This is a genomic window from Homoserinimonas sp. A447 (assembly GCF_054489325.1).
Genome location: NZ_JBTMWW010000001.1, coordinates 3,043,498 through 3,059,278, shown reverse-complemented (window position 1 = coordinate 3,059,278; position 15,781 = coordinate 3,043,498). Strand labels below are relative to the sequence as shown.

The window sequence follows — 15,781 nt, the reverse complement described above, 5'->3', positions numbered from 1 at the left end:
ACTCTCCTCTTTGAGGCCCGCGGCGCAGGCACGCGCACACCTTTGATGCGCGCAGCGGCAGGACCGTTGCCCGATAGCGTCCCAGACGTCAACGCTTATGTCAACTATGTTGACAACTGCACTGATAAGGTCATCCACAGCGGAACTGGCAGTATGGAGTGGCATATCGACGGAGATGAGTGGAGGCGACGTGAACGGAGACCCCGCGCCCTCATCCAGTGGCCGCCGCCACGCCCACCTCGACCGCGAGATGATCCTCGAGAAGTCGCGCGAGATCTTCCACCAGGATGGCCTGGCCTCCCTCACCCTGCGGCGGCTCGGCCAGGAACTGGGCGCCGACGCCACAGCGATGTACCGGCACTTCCGGAACAAGGCCGAGCTACTCACCGCACTGATCGATGAGCTCTTTGTTGCCATCCCGGAGCCTGACCCGCACCGCAGCTGGCGTGAAAACCTTCGCAACCTGATGTACGCCTGGTGGCTGATCTACCGCGACAACGAAGGGCTGTCGCAGGCGATGGCCGGCCAGCCAGACGACGAGCCCAGGCTCTTCCACCTGACCGAGTGGACCATCCGCGAGCTGAAGCGTGCCGGGGTATCGGATGACGAGTTAGGGCTGTTCCACCAGACCATCTACAACCACACTGTGGGCAACGGCCTGGTCGCAGCCTTCTCACCGTGGCTCACCACCGAGGCGCTGCGCGACGAACAGCGTCGCAAGTATTCGGCGCTGAACCCGACCCAGTTCCCGAGCGCGGCCGCGGCGGCTCGCACCATCTACCCGGACACCGAGAGCGCGTTCCTGTTCAGCGTCGAACTACTGCTCGACTCGATCGAGAATCGGGCAACTGGCCTGAAGTAGGCTCGTCCACGCATCACGTCCTCCACAGGCTGCTGAAGCGGGTGGTTTCTCCCCGGTTCCCGTAGGCACCAGCCTGCTGCCCCGGGCAGTTCTTAGCCTCGGAAGATGATCATTGAAGCCGGCTACGACCTGTTCGAACTCTTCGCGCCCAAGATTTTCGTGAGGCGCACCGCCAAGAGACGGCAGGGAACCTGGGTGCTCGCCATGGACGAGAATCTGCGAAACCTCTACGTGGAAGAAGTCGGCGACGAAGCATCCACCCCCATCGAGGACCGCATTCTCGACGTGGTGAAGGCGCTTGACGCGCACAGTCTGGGGCGCGTCACCTACTACGCGCTCGCCCAGCTCGACACCGGTCTCGTCGGCGAATTCGACGCCGAATTCGAACACCTCGTCAAGACGCTCCGACTTGCACCCGAGCTGATCGACTATGAGATGCTCGGGGTGTTCCTCTCCGACGGGAAGGGTGTGCGCGGCACCGGCCCGCGCTATAGCTTTCGCGACTACGTCGGCTACGAGCACCTGCCGCGCGTCGCCTTTCTACCCGGGCCGCACGAGGTCCCGTGCAACTGTCTCGCCTGCGCTCAACACGAGGTGCGCCTCCAACGCAGCTGGGAACGCAACCACGATTCCAAGCAACTCGATGCCCGCGAGAATTCGAGGGACACCAGCAGTTGACCGCCTCCGGCGGTGTCGCAACCAACCGAGTGCTCTTCGGCATCCTCGGGCTCGCCCTCGGCATGTTAGGCACGGTGGCGGTAACCATCATGTTTCCCGGGATCGCGGTCGGCGCTCGTCCCGCCCTCACCCCATTGGCACACCAGTCCGTAGCCTGCAACATCGGCTACCGTGCGTGGGAGACCATCCCGCGTGATGGGAGCCGCATCGTCTTCGCGCAGGAGCCGGAAACCGCGAACGACGCCGAGCGCGACATCCGGTGCCTGCTTGAAGCGCTGGATGCACCCGCTCACCTCGTCAGGCAAACGGAACAGGCGGATACTTCCGGCGAGAAGCGTGCGATCTGGAAGCACTACGCGATCGTCTGGGAACGCAGCGCCGACGGGTTCGGCGCCACCATAGTCATTACGACCCCCGACCCTAGGCGGCCTTCGGCAGACTGACTACGCGGGCTTGCGTGGCGAGCGGATGCGTGGGGCCACCAGCGCGTGACTGCCCCGGATCAGCTCTTCGACCAACGCATCCGGCACACCGCCATCCAGGATGATCGTCACCCAATGCCTCTTGTTCAGGTGGTAGCCGGGCGTGATCTGCGTGTACTCCGTCTGCAGCGCCAGGCTCTCCTCCGGGTCGACTTTCACCGACACCGCGAGCGGTCGGGCCCCCAGCGAGGTCAGCGCGAAGATCTTGCCGTTTCCGGTCGTCTTGAAGACGGAGGTCTCCTCGCCGAACGGGAACGACTCCTCCGCCTGCGGGAGCGACAGGCAGAACTCAAGCAAATCATCCGGGGTCACGCTGTGGATTCTAGTGATGCGCGGCGACAACTGTGGGTGCACAAGGCCCGCCACTCCCTCAAGTCTTGACCCACGACCAGCTTCCCACAGATGATCCAGGCCTCAGACAGTGAAGTTACCGCGAGGACCACAGTGGATCTATGAGTTCGTCATACGGTGCGTCGACAATCCCCACGACGTGGGAGCTGAATTTCATAAAGCGGCTGTTCTCTCACCTGGACGAGATCACGTTGGGCGAAGTCATGGTCGCGATGGATGAGATCCTCGACGAAGCGAATCGGGAAGCGGTCAAAACGGCGCAGCTACACGCCCGTCTCGACGCTATTGATGCGTGGAGGCAGACGATCCGACGTAACACCTCCTGTTGGGCCACGTTGGGGAGCCTGGCGTTGCTGGAAACGCACGAGCGCGTAGCGCCGAAGTTTCGCGACATCCCCCTCTCGCTGAAAAGAAAAGGCATCAAGGCATCATTTCGGCATACTCTGGAGGGATGAGAACCACTGTGACGCTGGATCCGGATGTCGCGGCCGAGATTGAACGCGTACGCGCTGCGGAAGGGCGACGCTTCAAACAAGTATTGAACGACGCGCTGCGTATTGGGTTGAGAGAACTCTCCCGCACCCCGGGCGATCATCCATTCAAGTCGCCAACCACGCCCCGCAACCTCGGCGAGCCGCTTATCGACATAACAGACACGTCAGCCGCCATCGCAGAGGCAGAGGGTGAGCGCTATCGATGATTCTCGTCGACGCCAACCTACTCATCTACGCTTATCAATCGGCGGCGCCGGAACACGAACAATGCCTCCGCTGGCTCGACGTTCAGCTGGCGGGCGACCAGCGATTGGCGTTGCCTTGGGAATCGCTCAATGCATTCACGCGCATCGTAAGCAATAAGCGTATTTTTCCGAACCCGTCGACTGCGCGCCAAGCTTGGGATCAGGTTGAGGCTTGGCTCCGGATGCCCAACACCTGGGTTCCCGTGCCCACGCCGCAACATGGGTCTATAGCGGCCGACCTGTATCGGAGCGGCGAATTCTCAGCGAACGATGTGCCAGACGTGCACCTTGCTGCCCTCGCGATCTCCCACGGTCTGAAGCTTGCTACCCACGATGCCGGATTCGCCCGGTTCGACGGGCTCCGTTGGTTCGACCCGCTGGCGAAGTAACGCCGCGGAACTGCGAAGTTACCCGTGGAGGTTTCGATACGCTCGCTTCGCGAGCTACTCAACCCACAGGGGCCTCGGCGGGTGAGCGACATGACCTTCGCGAGCTACTCAATCCACAGGAGCCTCAACGGGTGAGCGACATGAGCATTGCGGGGTAAGCACCCCCGGCGAAGTCGGCGTTGCCCGCACTCTCGGGAACGACGTTGTCCATCCGAAGTAGCAGCACAGCCTCATCTGACACGTCCACGGTCACGTTCCACGACCAGCCGTCCGCATACTCGTAGCCGACAATGACCACCCCGTTCTCGACGGTGCCGAGCAGCGTGCGAGGCGACGGATGCTGGTGCCAGGAGTCACCCCAGAACGCCACCACAGTGCCGTCCTCCTCCCCCGGCCCGACAACCAGCTGCCCGCTCTGCTCGCCATCATCCGGATGCGCCCAGTTGTAGGTGATCGACGCCAGGTTGCCGCCGGCAGCCCGGAGCAGCGTGGCCCCGGCCGGCGCGGAATGGAACGGGTCGGACGGCATCAACCGGAAATCGTTTGACCCCTGCCAGGTACCGACATGCTTCGCGAAAGTCTCCATGGGGAGAGGGTAAGCGCGCTAGCGGTCCGGCGGCAGGGAGACCGGCGGAATCGCAACCCGCACCCGCTCCCGCATCCACCAGAGACCCGTCTCGCGACGCTCCGCACGGGTTGAGAAACGGTAGAAGAAGAGACTCGCGCGCACCCAACGGGGAGGTTCCCCGTCGAAGGGGTCCACCCGCAGAAGCCGAAGCGTCCGGGTATCCGCCTCCAGCAGCTTGCCGAGGAACGCATAAAACCACTCCTCGTGCACCGACCCCAGCGGCAGGAACCACATCAGCCAGTCCAGCCGCAGGTGGTACGGGGCGAACTGCCGGGGCACCCGCGCCGGGTCACCCGGCTTGCCCTTGAACTCGTACTCCCGCCAATCCGCAGAATCGGACGGCGACGCATCCAGGGTTCCCTCAACAATCACCTCGTACCGCTGCTTCGTCACACTCCCGAACGCGCCGTACGCGTTCACCAACTGCCACCGGTTGAACGACGCATTCATCAACTGGTGCCTCGAGAACAGGTTCCGCACCGGCTGCACGCTGAGCCCCACCAGCAGCAGCGACACGGCGATCACCGGCACCATCCACCACACCGGGTTGTCGCCGGCACCCCAATCGAGCGGGATGAACGGCAGCGCCCAATGCGCGACCGGGTCGCTGATGCGGCTGAACGCCAGCACGATGGTGATCCAATTCAGCCAGGCGAAGTTGCCGGTGACCACCAGCCACAGCTGAGTCAGGATGATCACCGCAGCGGCAGCGGATGCCACCGGTTGCGGGGCGAACAGCAGGAACGGCACCACCAGTTGCGCGAAATGGTTGCCCACCACCTCGAATCGGTGCACCGGCTTCGGCAGCAGATGAGCGAAGCGGCTCACCGGGTTCGGCATCGGCTGCGTCTCATGGTGATAGAACAACGCGGTCAGGTCGCGCCACGACCGGTCGCCCCTGATCTTGATCATCCCGGCCCCGAACTCCAGCCGGAACACCAGCCATGCCGTCAGGATCAGGATCGTGATCGGCGGCGCCACAGCATCCGACCCAAGGAAAGCGACGGTGAACCCGGCCTCCAGCAGCAGCATCTCCCAGCCGAACCCGTAGAACGTCTGGCCGATATTCACGATCGACATGTACAGCAGCCACATGGCCAGGAACACCAGCATCGGTACCCAGGGCGGCCCCGACTGCGGCAGGCCCAGAATGACGGGTGCCGCGAGCGCCATCCCGACGAAACACACCGTGAGCAGAAGGGGGTCGCTGTACTTCCAGCGGAACAGCGTCGGCCCACGCAGGAACTTCGCGTGCCGCAGCAACTCTGGCGCGGGCAGCAGGCCGTGCTCCCCCAACAGCGCACGGAACTGGGTGGCCGTCGACGCGAACGCGACCAGGAACATCAAGGCGACGCCGCGTTGCAGCACCACCCTGGCGAACTCGTAGTCGTGCGCGTTGAACCACTCCACGCCTTGAAGTTACGCCCGGGGGTCACCTTCCGCACCCAGCGGAATCGGGGTGGTGATGCCGAATTTCTCGCGTAGCGCGAGCGTCGCCGCGTACCAGCCGTTCATGCCGTGCACCGCCGGGCCGGGGACCGTCGCCGACGAACACAAGTAGACGCCGTCGAGCGGTGTTCGCCACGGCTGCGGCGACACCACCGGGCGCCTGATCAGCTGCCGCAGGTTCAACTCGCCACTGTAGATATCGCCGCCGACGTAGTTCGGGTTGTAGTCGGCCAGCTCCGCCGCCGAACTGGAAGCACTAGCCAGGATGAGGTCCCGGAAGCCGGGCGCGAACCGCTCGACCTGCGACGTGACCAACTCAGTCGCATCCGCCTCTGACCCCTTCGGCACATGGATGTACGCCCACAACACATGCTGACCGGCCGGCGCCCGCGAGGCATCCAGCACGCTCGGCTGGGTGACCAGAACGTACGGATGCGACGGCACACGACCGCGGGCGACCGCACTCTCGCCGGCCGCGATCTCCGCACGAGTGCCGCCGAGGTGCACCGTTGGGGCGAGCCGCACATCGGGGTTCGTCCACGGCACCGGTCCGGACAGTGCGAAATCGACCTTCGCCACCCCGGACCCGTAGCGGAACCGCTTCAGCGCCCGTCGATAACCGGACGGGAGGTCGGCGTCCAACAGCAGCTTCGTCGACGTGTCCAGCAGGGTCACCCGAGTCGGCTCCAGCTCGGCGAGCGACTCCACCATCACGCCGGTCTCCACGCTGCCACCGTGCTCCAGCAGGTCGGCGACCATCACATCCGCGATCGCCTGCGACCCGCCGGCCGGGAACCCCCACCCGCCACCGTGCGCGTGCATCGCCAGCAGCAGCCCGGCGCCGGCGGTCGCCAGCGACGGCTGACGCCCGGCCGCGTGGGCAGCAACACCGGTGAGCATGGCAGGCGCGACATCCTCCCGGAAGCGGGCATTCCACAGGGGCGACCCCTGCTCCAGCGTGCGCAAGCCATAGCTGAGGGTCGCCAGCGGGTGCGGCGGAACCCGCAGCAGGGTCGACCCGGTGAAGTCGACGATCTCGGGAAGGCGCTTCAGCAGCGGCTCGAACAGCCGGCGCCAGGCGCGTCCGTCACGGCCGAGCGCGTCGGCCGTGCGTTCGAGGTCGCGCCAGGCCACGCCGGCCCGGCCATCATCGAGCGGATGCGCGTACGACACCTCGGGGACGATCCACTCGATCCGGTCGGTCAGGCCGAACTCCTGGAAGAAGGGGGACGCCATGGCGGCAGGGTGCACCGCGGAGCAGACATCGTGCCGGAAACCCGGCAGGGTGAGTTCACTGGTGCGAACGCCGCCGCCCAGAGTCGGTGCCGCCTCGAGAACCCGCACCGAAAGGCCAGCCCGCGCCGCGGTCACCGCCGCCGCCAGTCCGTTCGGACCGCTCCCAACGACCGTGACGTCGACCATGGGTCCAGTCTGTCACCTGCGCATCGGGATCAGCGGCCCGGATTCACCACTGACTTGAGGGTCGACGGTGAAGCCGTCGACCTGAGCGCGCCCTCCACATCGTCCAGTCCGAAGTGCCCGGTGACCAGTGCATCCAGATCGACCTTGCCGCTCTCCACCAGGGTGATCGCCGTCGGCCAGGTGTTGGCGTAACGGAAAACACCGGTCACGATCAGCTCGTTATTCTGGATCACCGGGATCGGCAGCGCGATCTCTGCCACACCCATGCCGACCAGCACCACGGTGCCGCCCGGCCGAACTGCTCGGATGCCGCTCTTCACCGCGGCCTCGGCACCAGACGCATCGACGAAGGAATCGACGCCGAGCCCCAGGGAGGCAACGTCGTCGACGAGTGGATCAATCGTGCGTGTCGCCCCGAACCTGAGCGCCTGTTCGCGACGCTCGGCAGCGACATCCGACACGATGATCTCGCTGGCCCCGTAAGCTCGGGCGACCTGCGCCGTGATGATCCCGATCGGGCCGGCACCGGTGATGAGAACCCGTGAACCGACCGTGAACCCGGCCTTCTGCGCCGTCGCGATCGCCACCGACAGCGGCTCCATCAGCGCAGCGGCGTCATCGCTGATTCTGTCCGGCACGTCGAAAGCGAAGTGGGATTGGATGGCGACATACTCCTGGAACGCCCCGTCCACACCGGGGGTGGCATAAAAGCGCATCCCCGGGTCGAGGTTGTAGCGACCGGCGAGCGATTCCCTGGAGGTGTGCACCGGGCGCTGTGGCTCGATCGACACCCGCTGCCCGATGCGTGACGGGTCGACCCGGTCGCCCACGGCAACGATCACCCCACCGGACTCGTGTCCGAGAACCATCGGCTCGTCGACCACCCAGTCGCCGAGGTGGCCGTCCGTGAAGAAGTGCACATCAGAACCGCAGACACCAACCGCGGTGACCCGCACCAGCACCTGGTCGCTCTCGACCACCGGCAGCGGACGCTGCTCGATGGCGAGAACACCCTGGCTGATGAGCACGCTCGCCCGCATCGTCGCTGGCAGTTTCGTGTTCGGCACAATCGTCTCTGGCAACGTCATTTGGTGCCGCCTTGTCCGGCAACAACCACGTTCACTCCCTGGGAACGCAGCCGGGAGATATGCGACTCATCGGTCTGGCTGTCGACGATGACGAGGTCGAACTCGGTCAGGTGCATCACCGCGTGCAGCGCGCGCTTCTCGAACTTGGTGTGGTCGACCAACAGGATGCGTGTCGCCGCCGCATCGAACATCGCCCGTTTGGTGTCCACGGTCTCCAGGGACTGGTGGAAGCACATGTCGTCGGTGATGGCCGCCGTGGACATGATGAACGTGTCAGCCCGCAACTGGCCGATCGCCTCATTGGTCATCCTGCCCATGAACGCGCTGCACCAGTTGTAGTAGTTGCCGCCGAGCGCGACCAGGGAGATCCCGCGAACCCCGGTCAGCTCGTTCATCACGGTCAGTACATTGGTGATGACGGTCAGCGGAGCCTTCGACCGCAGAAGCTTGACCAGCTGAAGCACTGTCGTGGAGTCATCCAGCAACAGCGCCTGGCCCGGCTCGATGTAGTGCAGTGCCGTCTGCGCCAACGCGGCCTTCTCGGCAAGTTCACGCCCGAGACGAAAGACATCGCTCGACTCCACGAGACTCGTCGACTGGGCGGTGGCCACTCCGCGAGACTTGCGGAGCAGACCCCGCGCCTCCAACTCGTCCAGATCGCGATGCACTGTCATCAAGCTGATCTCGAACCGCTCGGCAAGCTGCTCGATGCGAATGGCACCCTCGGCCATCACCGCTTCGGAGATGGCTCGTTGGCGCTCGACCTGTCGGGGACTACGCGCTTCCGCAGGTTCCGTCGTCATCATTCCCACTCTCATCCAGCGCGCGAAATCGCCGCCAGTGTACTAGTTGCTAACGGGCCACCGGCGGTAGGAGAGCTTGGGACTCGGCCAGAATCTGTTCCAACGCCGCCGGGTCGTGGGCGAATCGCCCCAGGAACAGGCCGTCGACCGAGTCGCCCAACGAGGTGAGCAGGCCGGGGCCGGCACTCCCCCCGTAGATGACACCGCGCGACTCTACGAACGGGTGGTCGGCTATCCACTCGCGAACGCGGGAGCAGACCTCCCCGATGTGGTCGGGGGTGGCTGCAGCATCCGCTCCGATCGCCCACCCCGGTTCGTAGGCCACCACGATGCCAGCGGACCGTGGTGCCGTTTCCAGGAAGGACAGGGCCGAGTCGAGCTGGGCGATGCAGACTGCGGCGGCTTCCGCTGGCGAGACGCGCTCCGACTCTCCGATGCAGACGATCGGAACCAACCCGTTGCGCACGGCGGCGGCCACCTTGTTGGCCACGATCTCGTCAGACTCGGCGAACAGCTTCCGCCGCTCGGCGTGGCCAACCTCGACATACCGGCAACCGAGCTCGGCCAGGTCCTGACCGCTCACCTCACCGGTGAACGCCCCGCGGTCCTCCCAGAACAAATCCTGGCCGCCCACCGCGATCGGCGTACCGGCAACGGCCTCGAGCACTGCCGGCAGCGACGGGAAACTGGGCAGGATGAATAGTTCAACCTCACCAGAGCGGATGCCGTCATCACGTCGTGCGATCTCGGCCACCTGGCTCGCCCACTCGACCATGCGCTTGTGATCGAAGTACATTTTGAGACTGACCCCCAGAATCGTTCGGGGATGGCCGCTCATGACATCACCAACCGGTCGCTGTTACGCAACGTCGTGTTTCTCGTAGTCGCTCAGGATCGCCACCTTCTCAGCCGAGGCACTCGACTCATCGAAGCGGTAGGTGAGCCACTCCCGCGCCAGGCGGCGGGCAAGCTCCAACCCGACCACCCGCTGGCCGAAGGTCAGCACCTGGGCGTTGTTGCTCAGCACCGCACGCTCGACCGAGTAGGAGTCGTGGGCGGTCACAGCGCGGATTCCGGCCACCTTATTGGCGGCGATCGCCACCCCGAGGCCGGTGCCGCACACGAGCAGGGCGCGGTCCGCCTTGCCTGCCGCAACCAGCTCAGCCGCCGTGATGGCGATCGTCGGGTACGCGGTGTGCCCGTCGGCATCCACTCCGACGTCCTCCACCGACTCCACGAGCTCACTGGCAAGCAGGTCCGCCTTGAGGGCCTCCTTGTGGGTGTAGCCCGCATCATCGGAACCGATGACAATCCTCAGCTTGCTGGTCATGATGCTTCTCCTTGTTTCTTGAACCGGCGTCTCGTGAACTCAGTGTCAACAGCGCGAATGATGAGCCCCATCGAGACCGCTCCGGGGTCTGGGGTGCCGAGGCTGCGCTCGACGTGCGGCCTGGCCCGGCCGATCCTGGGCTCCAGGGCCGCGGTCGCCTCGGCGGCGGACTCCGCGACCGCCGTCGCCTTCGACCACGCGGCCGTGAACCGGTCGTCGTCGGCCAGCGCGGCGCCCAGTGCTTCACTGAACGGGATCAGCGTGTCGAGCAAGGTCTTGTCGCCGAGTTCGGCTTTGCCGAAGCGTTGCACCTCGACTGCCGCGGCCGCGATACCGGCCGCGACCGCCATGCCGCTCGGCTTCTCATCGTCGCTGAGCTGCGCGGCGATCGTGCGCAAGCCGAGACCCCACAGCGCCCCGGACGTTCCGCCGGCCTTGTCGGCCCAGGCGTCGGCAGCCCGCTCCAGAAGTGTTCTGGCGCCGGCCCCGGCGTCGGCGGCGTGCTCGGCAGCGGCTAAGGCCGCCGTGGCACCGCGTTGCATCCCGATGCCGTGGTCACCGTCGCCGGCAATCGCATCCAGGCGGCCGAGTTCGGCAACATTCTCGTCGATGACATCGCGGATGGCGCCGATGGTGGCCAGGATGTCGGCGGCAGCGGCACGGGAGTCGGCCGACGCGGCCGGCGCGGTTTCCTGCTCCGACTCGATGTCGGCATCCGCTGCTTCCGGCAGTTGCGCAGTGATGGCGCCCTTGCGATAGGCGGGGGTGCTCGCCGGTGCCGTCCAGGTGTGTTCGAGCTCATCGTCGAGCCAGAAAAGAGTGAGCGAGGCGCCGGCCATCTGGAAGCTGGTGACAAGCTCTCCGACCTCGGGGTCGACGACTGTGATGCCGACCTCCGTCAAGAGCTGGGCGATGCGACGGTAGACGACGAAGAGTTCCTCGTACTTGACCGAGCCGAGCCCATTCAGGATGAGGCCCACTCGCGAACCGGCGACCGATGGCACTGCTGCCGGCACCTCGTTCAGCAGCGATGAGACAAAGAGTTCGGCCAGCTCATCCGCTGTCGGGATGTCCTGCTCGCCGATGCCCGGCTCCCCGTGGATACCCATGCCAAGGGCCATGCGCCCGGCCGGCACCGTGAAGAGTGGCTCTGCGGAACCGGGAAGGGTGCAGCCGCCGAACGCGACACCGAAGGATCTGGTGCGCTCGTTGGCGCGGGTCGCAAGCTCGAATACGGCTTCCAGGTCGTGGCCTGCCTCGGCAGCCGCGGCAGCCGCCTTGAACACCGCGAAGTCGCCGGCCACGCCACGGCGCTTGTGGGTTTCCGCGATCGGTGCGCTGGAAATGTCGTCGGTGACCACCACGGTGCGACAGTCGATGCCCTCCGCGATGAGTCGCTCCTGCGCCTGGGTGAAGTTCAGCACGTCACCCGCATAGTTGCCGTAGGTGAAAAGCACACCGCCGCCGGTGTGGGCGGCCTTCGCGACCGAGTAGACCTGCTGGGCGGATGGGGAAGCGAAGAGATTGCCCATGGCCGCACCATGGGCGAAGCCTGGTCCGACCAGGCCGGCGAAGGCGGGGTAATGGCCGGAGCCGCCACCGACGATGACGGCGACCTCTCCTGCTGGACCGCGAGATGCGCGCACCACGCCGCCCTGAACCCGACGAACCCAGGCCCCGTTGGCCGCAACGAAGCCCTCGATGAGCTCATCCGCGAACTCGACGGGGTTGTTGTAGAGGTAGGTCATAACAGGCTCTCTCGCGATGAAGCTTCGTATCGGGAAGGTGTGGACCGGTTGCCGCCAGGAGATTCCCGGTGGCAACCGGTCACAGCTAACTACTCAGACAGCGCGAACGACGTGTACTTGTCGACGTTGTCCGCGGTGATGAGGATGCAGTCGAACGACTGCTTCTCGGTGTCGGCGCCCGTCTCGCCGGTCTTCAGGAACGAGTCGGCCTGCTTGACCGCCTCGGCCGCGAAGGTGGCTACCGGCTGCAGCACGGTGTACTGCAACGTGCCGGCGGCGACAGCCTCAGCTGCTGCCGGTGCACCATCGAAGCCGCCGACCTTGATCTGGTCGAGCTTGCCGGCCGCTTCGATTGCCGCGATCGCGCCGAGCGCCATCGTGTCGTTGCCGGAGATCACGCCAATAATGTTGGGGTGCGCCGACAGCAGGTTCTGCATCTTGTCGTAGCCGGTCTTCTGGTCCCAGTCGGCGACTTCCTGCCCGACGAGTTTCAGGTCGGGGTACTGGGAGAGAACCGATGCGTAGCCGTTGGAACGGGTGGCGGCGTTGTTGTCCGACGCCGGGCCCATCAGCTCGACGTATTCACCGGTGGTTCCGACCAGTTTGACCCACTCGGCAGCGCCCAGGGCGGCACCCTGAGCGTTGTTCGAGACCAGCTGCGACTGGGCGAGGCCGGCCTCGTTGATCTCCGCGTTCACCAGGAACACCGGAATGTCGGCGGCGACCAGCTTCTTGACGGCGCCAACGGATCCGTTCGCGTCGGCCGGGTCCAGGATGACAGCCACCGACTTGTTGGTGATGGCCGTGTCGATGAGGTCGGATTCCTTCTTGGTGTCGCCATCGTGCGACGCGACCTTCGTGGTGTAGCCGAGCTCCTCCGCCGCGCCGCTGGCTGCTTCGCCTTCTGCAAGCCAGTACGGGTTGGATGGGTCGTTGGTGATGATGGTCATCAGGCCGCCCTCGGTCGAAGCGTCGTTTGCTCCGGCGTTATCGGTGGTCGAACAACCGGCTAGTGCCAGGACAACGGCGCCAGCGGCAAGTGCTGCTGCAGCTTTGCGAATCATGTTGCTTCCTTTTCGGTGTGGGTTTCCGGCGGACGAAGTCAGCCGGCTATCTTCGCGTCAGCGGCATCGACACTGGTGTCGCGCTGAGACGCGGAAGAAGCTGTGGGGGTGGGTGGCGTGGCGGCTGTTTTCGCCTTCCTGCCCTTGTACTCAATGGCGTTGAGCATGACGGCGAGCACGATGACCGCACCCTTGAACACCATCTGCCAGTACGCGGAGACGCCGATGATGACCAGGCCGTCCGCGAGGAAGCCGATGACGAACGCGCCGAGGAGTGTGCCGCGAATGGTTCCGTTGCCTCCGGCGAGGCTGGCGCCACCGATGACAACGGCGGCGATGGCGGTCAGTTCGAACATCTCGCCGGCGGTCGGGTTTGCCGAGGTTAGTTCTGAAGCGATGATGATGCCGGCGAACGCGGAGCAGATGCCGGCGATCACATAGACGCGGACCTGTACCTTCTTGACCGGGATGCCTGATAGCTCAGCGGCACGCTCGTTGCCGCCGGAGGCGTAGAGCCAACGGCCGAAGGGTGCCTTGTTCAGCATCAGGCTGGCGATGACGGCGACGACGATCATCACCAGCACGCCGATCGGCAGCCCGAAGAAGTTGTTGAAACCCAGGTAGTTGAAGCCGGTGTTGCCGAGCGCCTCGTCGCCGTTCAGGTTCGGATAGGTCAGGCCGCCGGTGATGAGCAGGCCGGCGCCGCGTACGACGTACATCATCCCAAGAGTCGCCACGAACGGCGCCACCTTGAAGCGGGAGATCAGGATGCCGTTGATCCAGCCGACGAAGGCACCGGCCGCAACCGTGATCACCACCACCACCCAGACCGACGGGTAGAAAGCGATACCCAGTTCCGGGATGGTGACGCCCTGCATCAGGAACCCGGCAATAACGCCGCAGAACCCGAGCGTCGCCCCGACCGAGAGGTCGATACCGCCGTTGAGCACAACGAAGAGCATCCCGATGGCGAGAAGCGCATACACCGCGACGTGCTGGGACATCTGCAGAAGGTTGCCGAGGTTGAAATAGTTCGGCGACAGTATCGAGAAAATGATGATGATCGCGATCAAGGCGAAGAACGCACGCCCGCGAAGCAGGATCGCCAGCGGGTCGAAGCCATCCGGGAAGAGCCTGGCCAGGGGGCTCACAGAACGCGCTGCTGTCGTGCTGCTCATGTGTCGTTTCCGTTCGTCTCGAGTGCTGCCACGGATTCACCCGAAGCGGCCATTACCTGCTCTTTAGCGGTGCCCAGGGCATCGAATTCCGCTGAGATCCGGCCCTTGCTCATCACAATCACGCGGTGCGCCACGCTCAACGACTCGGCAACCTCCGAGGTCGTGTAAAGCACCGCCAGCCCTTCCCCGGCCAGTCGCGAGAGGAGGGCGAAGACCTCAGCCTTTGCGCCGACATCGATGCCGCGACTCGGCTCGTCCAGGAGGATGACCTTCGGGTTCGTCATCAGGATCTTGCCGATTACCACCTTCTGCTGGTTGCCACCGCTGAGGGAGCCGATCGGCGCTTCCGGCCCATCCGTCTTGACGCCGACCGCCGCGATCTGGTCGCGGACCACCTGGTTCTCATAGGGCTTCGCGAGGAAGAACCCCTTGACCATCGAAGCGAGACTGGCCAACGAAAGGTTGTGCCCGACGTTCATGGTCTGCACCAGGCCGTCACGCTGGCGGTCTTCCGGAACCAACGCCAGGCCGATCTCGATGCGCTGTGCAACGTCGAGGGCCGCGATGTCCGCACCATTGACCAGCACTGTTCCGGAGGCCAGGCTGGTGCGTCCGGCGACGGCCTCGAGCAACTCGGTGCGTCCGGCGCCCATCAGCCCATAGATGCAGACGATCTCCCCGGCACGAACGTTGATGCTGACGTTGTCCACGACGAAGCGACCGGCGCTGGACGGATCCTCGACGCTCACACCGTCAATGGCGAGCGCGACGTCGCCGTGGGTGAGCGGTGCCGGCGGCTCACCCAGGTCGAAATTCTTGCCGACCATGTTGGCAACGATCCACTCCATGTCGACGTTGCCCACGACATCCGCCGCCACCAGGGAACCGTCGCGCAGCACCACTGCGAAGTCAGTGACCTGCAGGGCCTCCTCGAGGTGGTGCGAGATGTAAACCACGGAGACGCCGGATGCGGTGAGATCGGAGATGACCTTGAACAGCACCTCGACTTCTGACGCGCTCAGGGCGGAGGTGGGCTCATCCATGATCAGGATGCGGGCGTCAACCGACAGCGCGCGGGCGATCTCCACGATCTGCTGCTGGCCGAGGCGCAGGCTGGAGACCAGGGCGGTCGGTGCGATCTTCTCCTCGAGGCGCGCCATCAACGCGCGCACTTCGGCATCCTCCGCCCGGTAGTCGACGCCGCCGGCTTTGTTCAGGAGCTCCCGCCCCATGAAGATGTTGTCGCGCACATTGAGGTTGGGCGCCAGCGATAACTCCTGGTGGATGATCGACACACCCTTCTCGCGGGCGTCCACCGTGGTCGTGAACTCGACCTCCCGGCCGTACAACTCCAGCCGACCGGTGGTCGGCGACTCGACGCCGGACAGGATCTTCATCAGGGTCGACTTGCCGGCACCGTTCTCACCGAACAGCGTGGTCACCTTCCCCTGGTGCACCTCGAAATTGACGCCCTTCAGGGCATGCACTCCGCCGTACCGCTTGGTGATGTCGACCGCGCGCAGGACCACAGTGTCCCCATGCTCGTTGATGCTCGGCTCGCTCATGCTGC

General features: G+C 65.0%; 18 protein-coding genes. 6 read left to right on the top strand and 12 right to left on the bottom strand.

All coding sequences use genetic code 11. From position 1 onward, the window contains the following. The first annotated feature begins 190 nt into the window (after positions 1 to 190). The 3 genes from ACX3O0_RS15175 to ACX3O0_RS15165 all read left to right on the top strand — a co-directional run bounded on the left by ACX3O0_RS15175 (position 191) and on the right by ACX3O0_RS15165 (position 1,983). On the top strand, positions 191 to 862 hold the full coding sequence (locus tag ACX3O0_RS15175) for a TetR/AcrR family transcriptional regulator (RefSeq protein ID WP_459092616.1): 672 nt from the start codon (positions 191 to 193) through the stop codon (positions 860 to 862). 105 nt (positions 863 to 967) lie between these two features. Then, on the top strand, positions 968 to 1,540 hold the full coding sequence (locus ACX3O0_RS15170) for a hypothetical protein (protein WP_459108280.1): 573 nt from the start codon (positions 968 to 970) through the stop codon (positions 1,538 to 1,540). Beyond that, positions 1,537 to 1,983 carry a hypothetical protein gene (locus tag ACX3O0_RS15165; RefSeq protein ID WP_459108279.1) on the top strand — a complete coding sequence of 149 codons (447 nt, stop codon included), beginning with the start codon at positions 1,537 to 1,539 and terminating at the stop codon, positions 1,981 to 1,983. The genes ACX3O0_RS15170 and ACX3O0_RS15165 overlap by 4 nt, the downstream gene beginning before the upstream one ends. Here ACX3O0_RS15165 and ACX3O0_RS15160 read toward each other — a convergent pair whose 3' ends face one another. Further along, entirely contained in the window at positions 1,984 to 2,334 is a 351-nt protein-coding gene (locus tag ACX3O0_RS15160) for an MmcQ/YjbR family DNA-binding protein (RefSeq protein WP_459108278.1), read from the bottom strand. It abuts the gene before it with no gap. Positions 2,335 to 2,474: 140 nt separating this feature from the next. Here ACX3O0_RS15160 and ACX3O0_RS15155 point away from each other — a divergent pair, with 140 nt between their 5' ends. Genes ACX3O0_RS15155 through ACX3O0_RS15145 form a run of 3 tightly spaced genes read left to right on the top strand, consistent with a single transcriptional unit; the run spans position 2,475 to position 3,501 of the window. Then, the gene (locus ACX3O0_RS15155) at positions 2,475 to 2,828 is read left to right on the top strand and encodes a hypothetical protein (protein WP_459108277.1); all 354 of its coding nucleotides are present in this window, start codon (positions 2,475 to 2,477) and stop codon (positions 2,826 to 2,828) included. After that, a complete protein-coding gene (locus ACX3O0_RS15150; RefSeq protein WP_459108276.1) occupies positions 2,825 to 3,073 on the top strand; it encodes a hypothetical protein in 249 nt (82 codons plus the stop codon). The genes ACX3O0_RS15155 and ACX3O0_RS15150 overlap by 4 nt, the downstream gene beginning before the upstream one ends. After that, entirely contained in the window at positions 3,070 to 3,501 is a 432-nt protein-coding gene (locus ACX3O0_RS15145; RefSeq protein WP_459108275.1) for a TA system VapC family ribonuclease toxin, read from the top strand. The genes ACX3O0_RS15150 and ACX3O0_RS15145 overlap by 4 nt, the downstream gene beginning before the upstream one ends. 124 nt (positions 3,502 to 3,625) lie before the next feature. Here ACX3O0_RS15145 and ACX3O0_RS15140 read toward each other — a convergent pair whose 3' ends face one another. From ACX3O0_RS15140 to ACX3O0_RS15090, 11 genes are all read right to left on the bottom strand, one after another. Further along, entirely contained in the window at positions 3,626 to 4,087 is a 462-nt protein-coding gene (locus tag ACX3O0_RS15140) for a hypothetical protein (RefSeq protein ID WP_459108274.1), read from the bottom strand. A gap of 18 nt (positions 4,088 to 4,105) precedes the next feature. Further along, positions 4,106 to 5,539 carry a lipase maturation factor family protein gene (locus tag ACX3O0_RS15135; RefSeq protein WP_459108273.1) on the bottom strand — a complete coding sequence of 478 codons (1,434 nt, stop codon included), beginning with the start codon at positions 5,537 to 5,539 and terminating at the stop codon, positions 4,106 to 4,108. A gap of 9 nt (positions 5,540 to 5,548) precedes the next feature. Beyond that, a complete protein-coding gene (locus ACX3O0_RS15130) occupies positions 5,549 to 7,000 on the bottom strand; it encodes a phytoene desaturase family protein (RefSeq protein WP_459108272.1) in 1,452 nt (483 codons plus the stop codon). A gap of 29 nt (positions 7,001 to 7,029) precedes the next feature. Next, a complete protein-coding gene (locus ACX3O0_RS15125; RefSeq protein ID WP_459108271.1) occupies positions 7,030 to 8,088 on the bottom strand; it encodes an NAD(P)-dependent alcohol dehydrogenase in 1,059 nt (352 codons plus the stop codon). Further along, positions 8,085 to 8,891 carry a DeoR/GlpR family DNA-binding transcription regulator gene (locus tag ACX3O0_RS15120; RefSeq protein ID WP_459108270.1) on the bottom strand — a complete coding sequence of 269 codons (807 nt, stop codon included), beginning with the start codon at positions 8,889 to 8,891 and terminating at the stop codon, positions 8,085 to 8,087. Before ACX3O0_RS15120 ends, ACX3O0_RS15125 begins: the two co-directional genes overlap by 4 nt. A 49-nt stretch (positions 8,892 to 8,940) precedes the next feature. Then, complete coding sequence (locus tag ACX3O0_RS15115; RefSeq protein ID WP_459108269.1) at positions 8,941 to 9,729, bottom strand: triose-phosphate isomerase family protein; 789 nt, start codon at positions 9,727 to 9,729, stop codon at positions 8,941 to 8,943. A gap of 21 nt (positions 9,730 to 9,750) precedes the next feature. Beyond that, a complete protein-coding gene (locus ACX3O0_RS15110) occupies positions 9,751 to 10,221 on the bottom strand; it encodes a ribose-5-phosphate isomerase (protein WP_459108268.1) in 471 nt (156 codons plus the stop codon). Continuing rightward, positions 10,218 to 11,969, bottom strand: coding sequence for a dihydroxyacetone kinase family protein (locus tag ACX3O0_RS15105; protein WP_459108267.1), 1,752 nt, complete (start codon positions 11,967 to 11,969; stop codon positions 10,218 to 10,220). The genes ACX3O0_RS15110 and ACX3O0_RS15105 overlap by 4 nt, the downstream gene beginning before the upstream one ends. Before the next feature lie 89 nt (positions 11,970 to 12,058). Then, the gene (locus tag ACX3O0_RS15100; RefSeq protein ID WP_459108266.1) at positions 12,059 to 13,033 is read right to left on the bottom strand and encodes a substrate-binding domain-containing protein; all 975 of its coding nucleotides are present in this window, start codon (positions 13,031 to 13,033) and stop codon (positions 12,059 to 12,061) included. A 38-nt stretch (positions 13,034 to 13,071) separates the two neighbouring features. Next, the gene (locus ACX3O0_RS15095; protein WP_459108265.1) at positions 13,072 to 14,211 is read right to left on the bottom strand and encodes an ABC transporter permease; all 1,140 of its coding nucleotides are present in this window, start codon (positions 14,209 to 14,211) and stop codon (positions 13,072 to 13,074) included. Next, on the bottom strand, positions 14,208 to 15,776 hold the full coding sequence (locus tag ACX3O0_RS15090) for a sugar ABC transporter ATP-binding protein (protein WP_459108264.1): 1,569 nt from the start codon (positions 15,774 to 15,776) through the stop codon (positions 14,208 to 14,210). Before ACX3O0_RS15090 ends, ACX3O0_RS15095 begins: the two co-directional genes overlap by 4 nt. Positions 15,777 to 15,781: the final 5 nt, after the last annotated feature.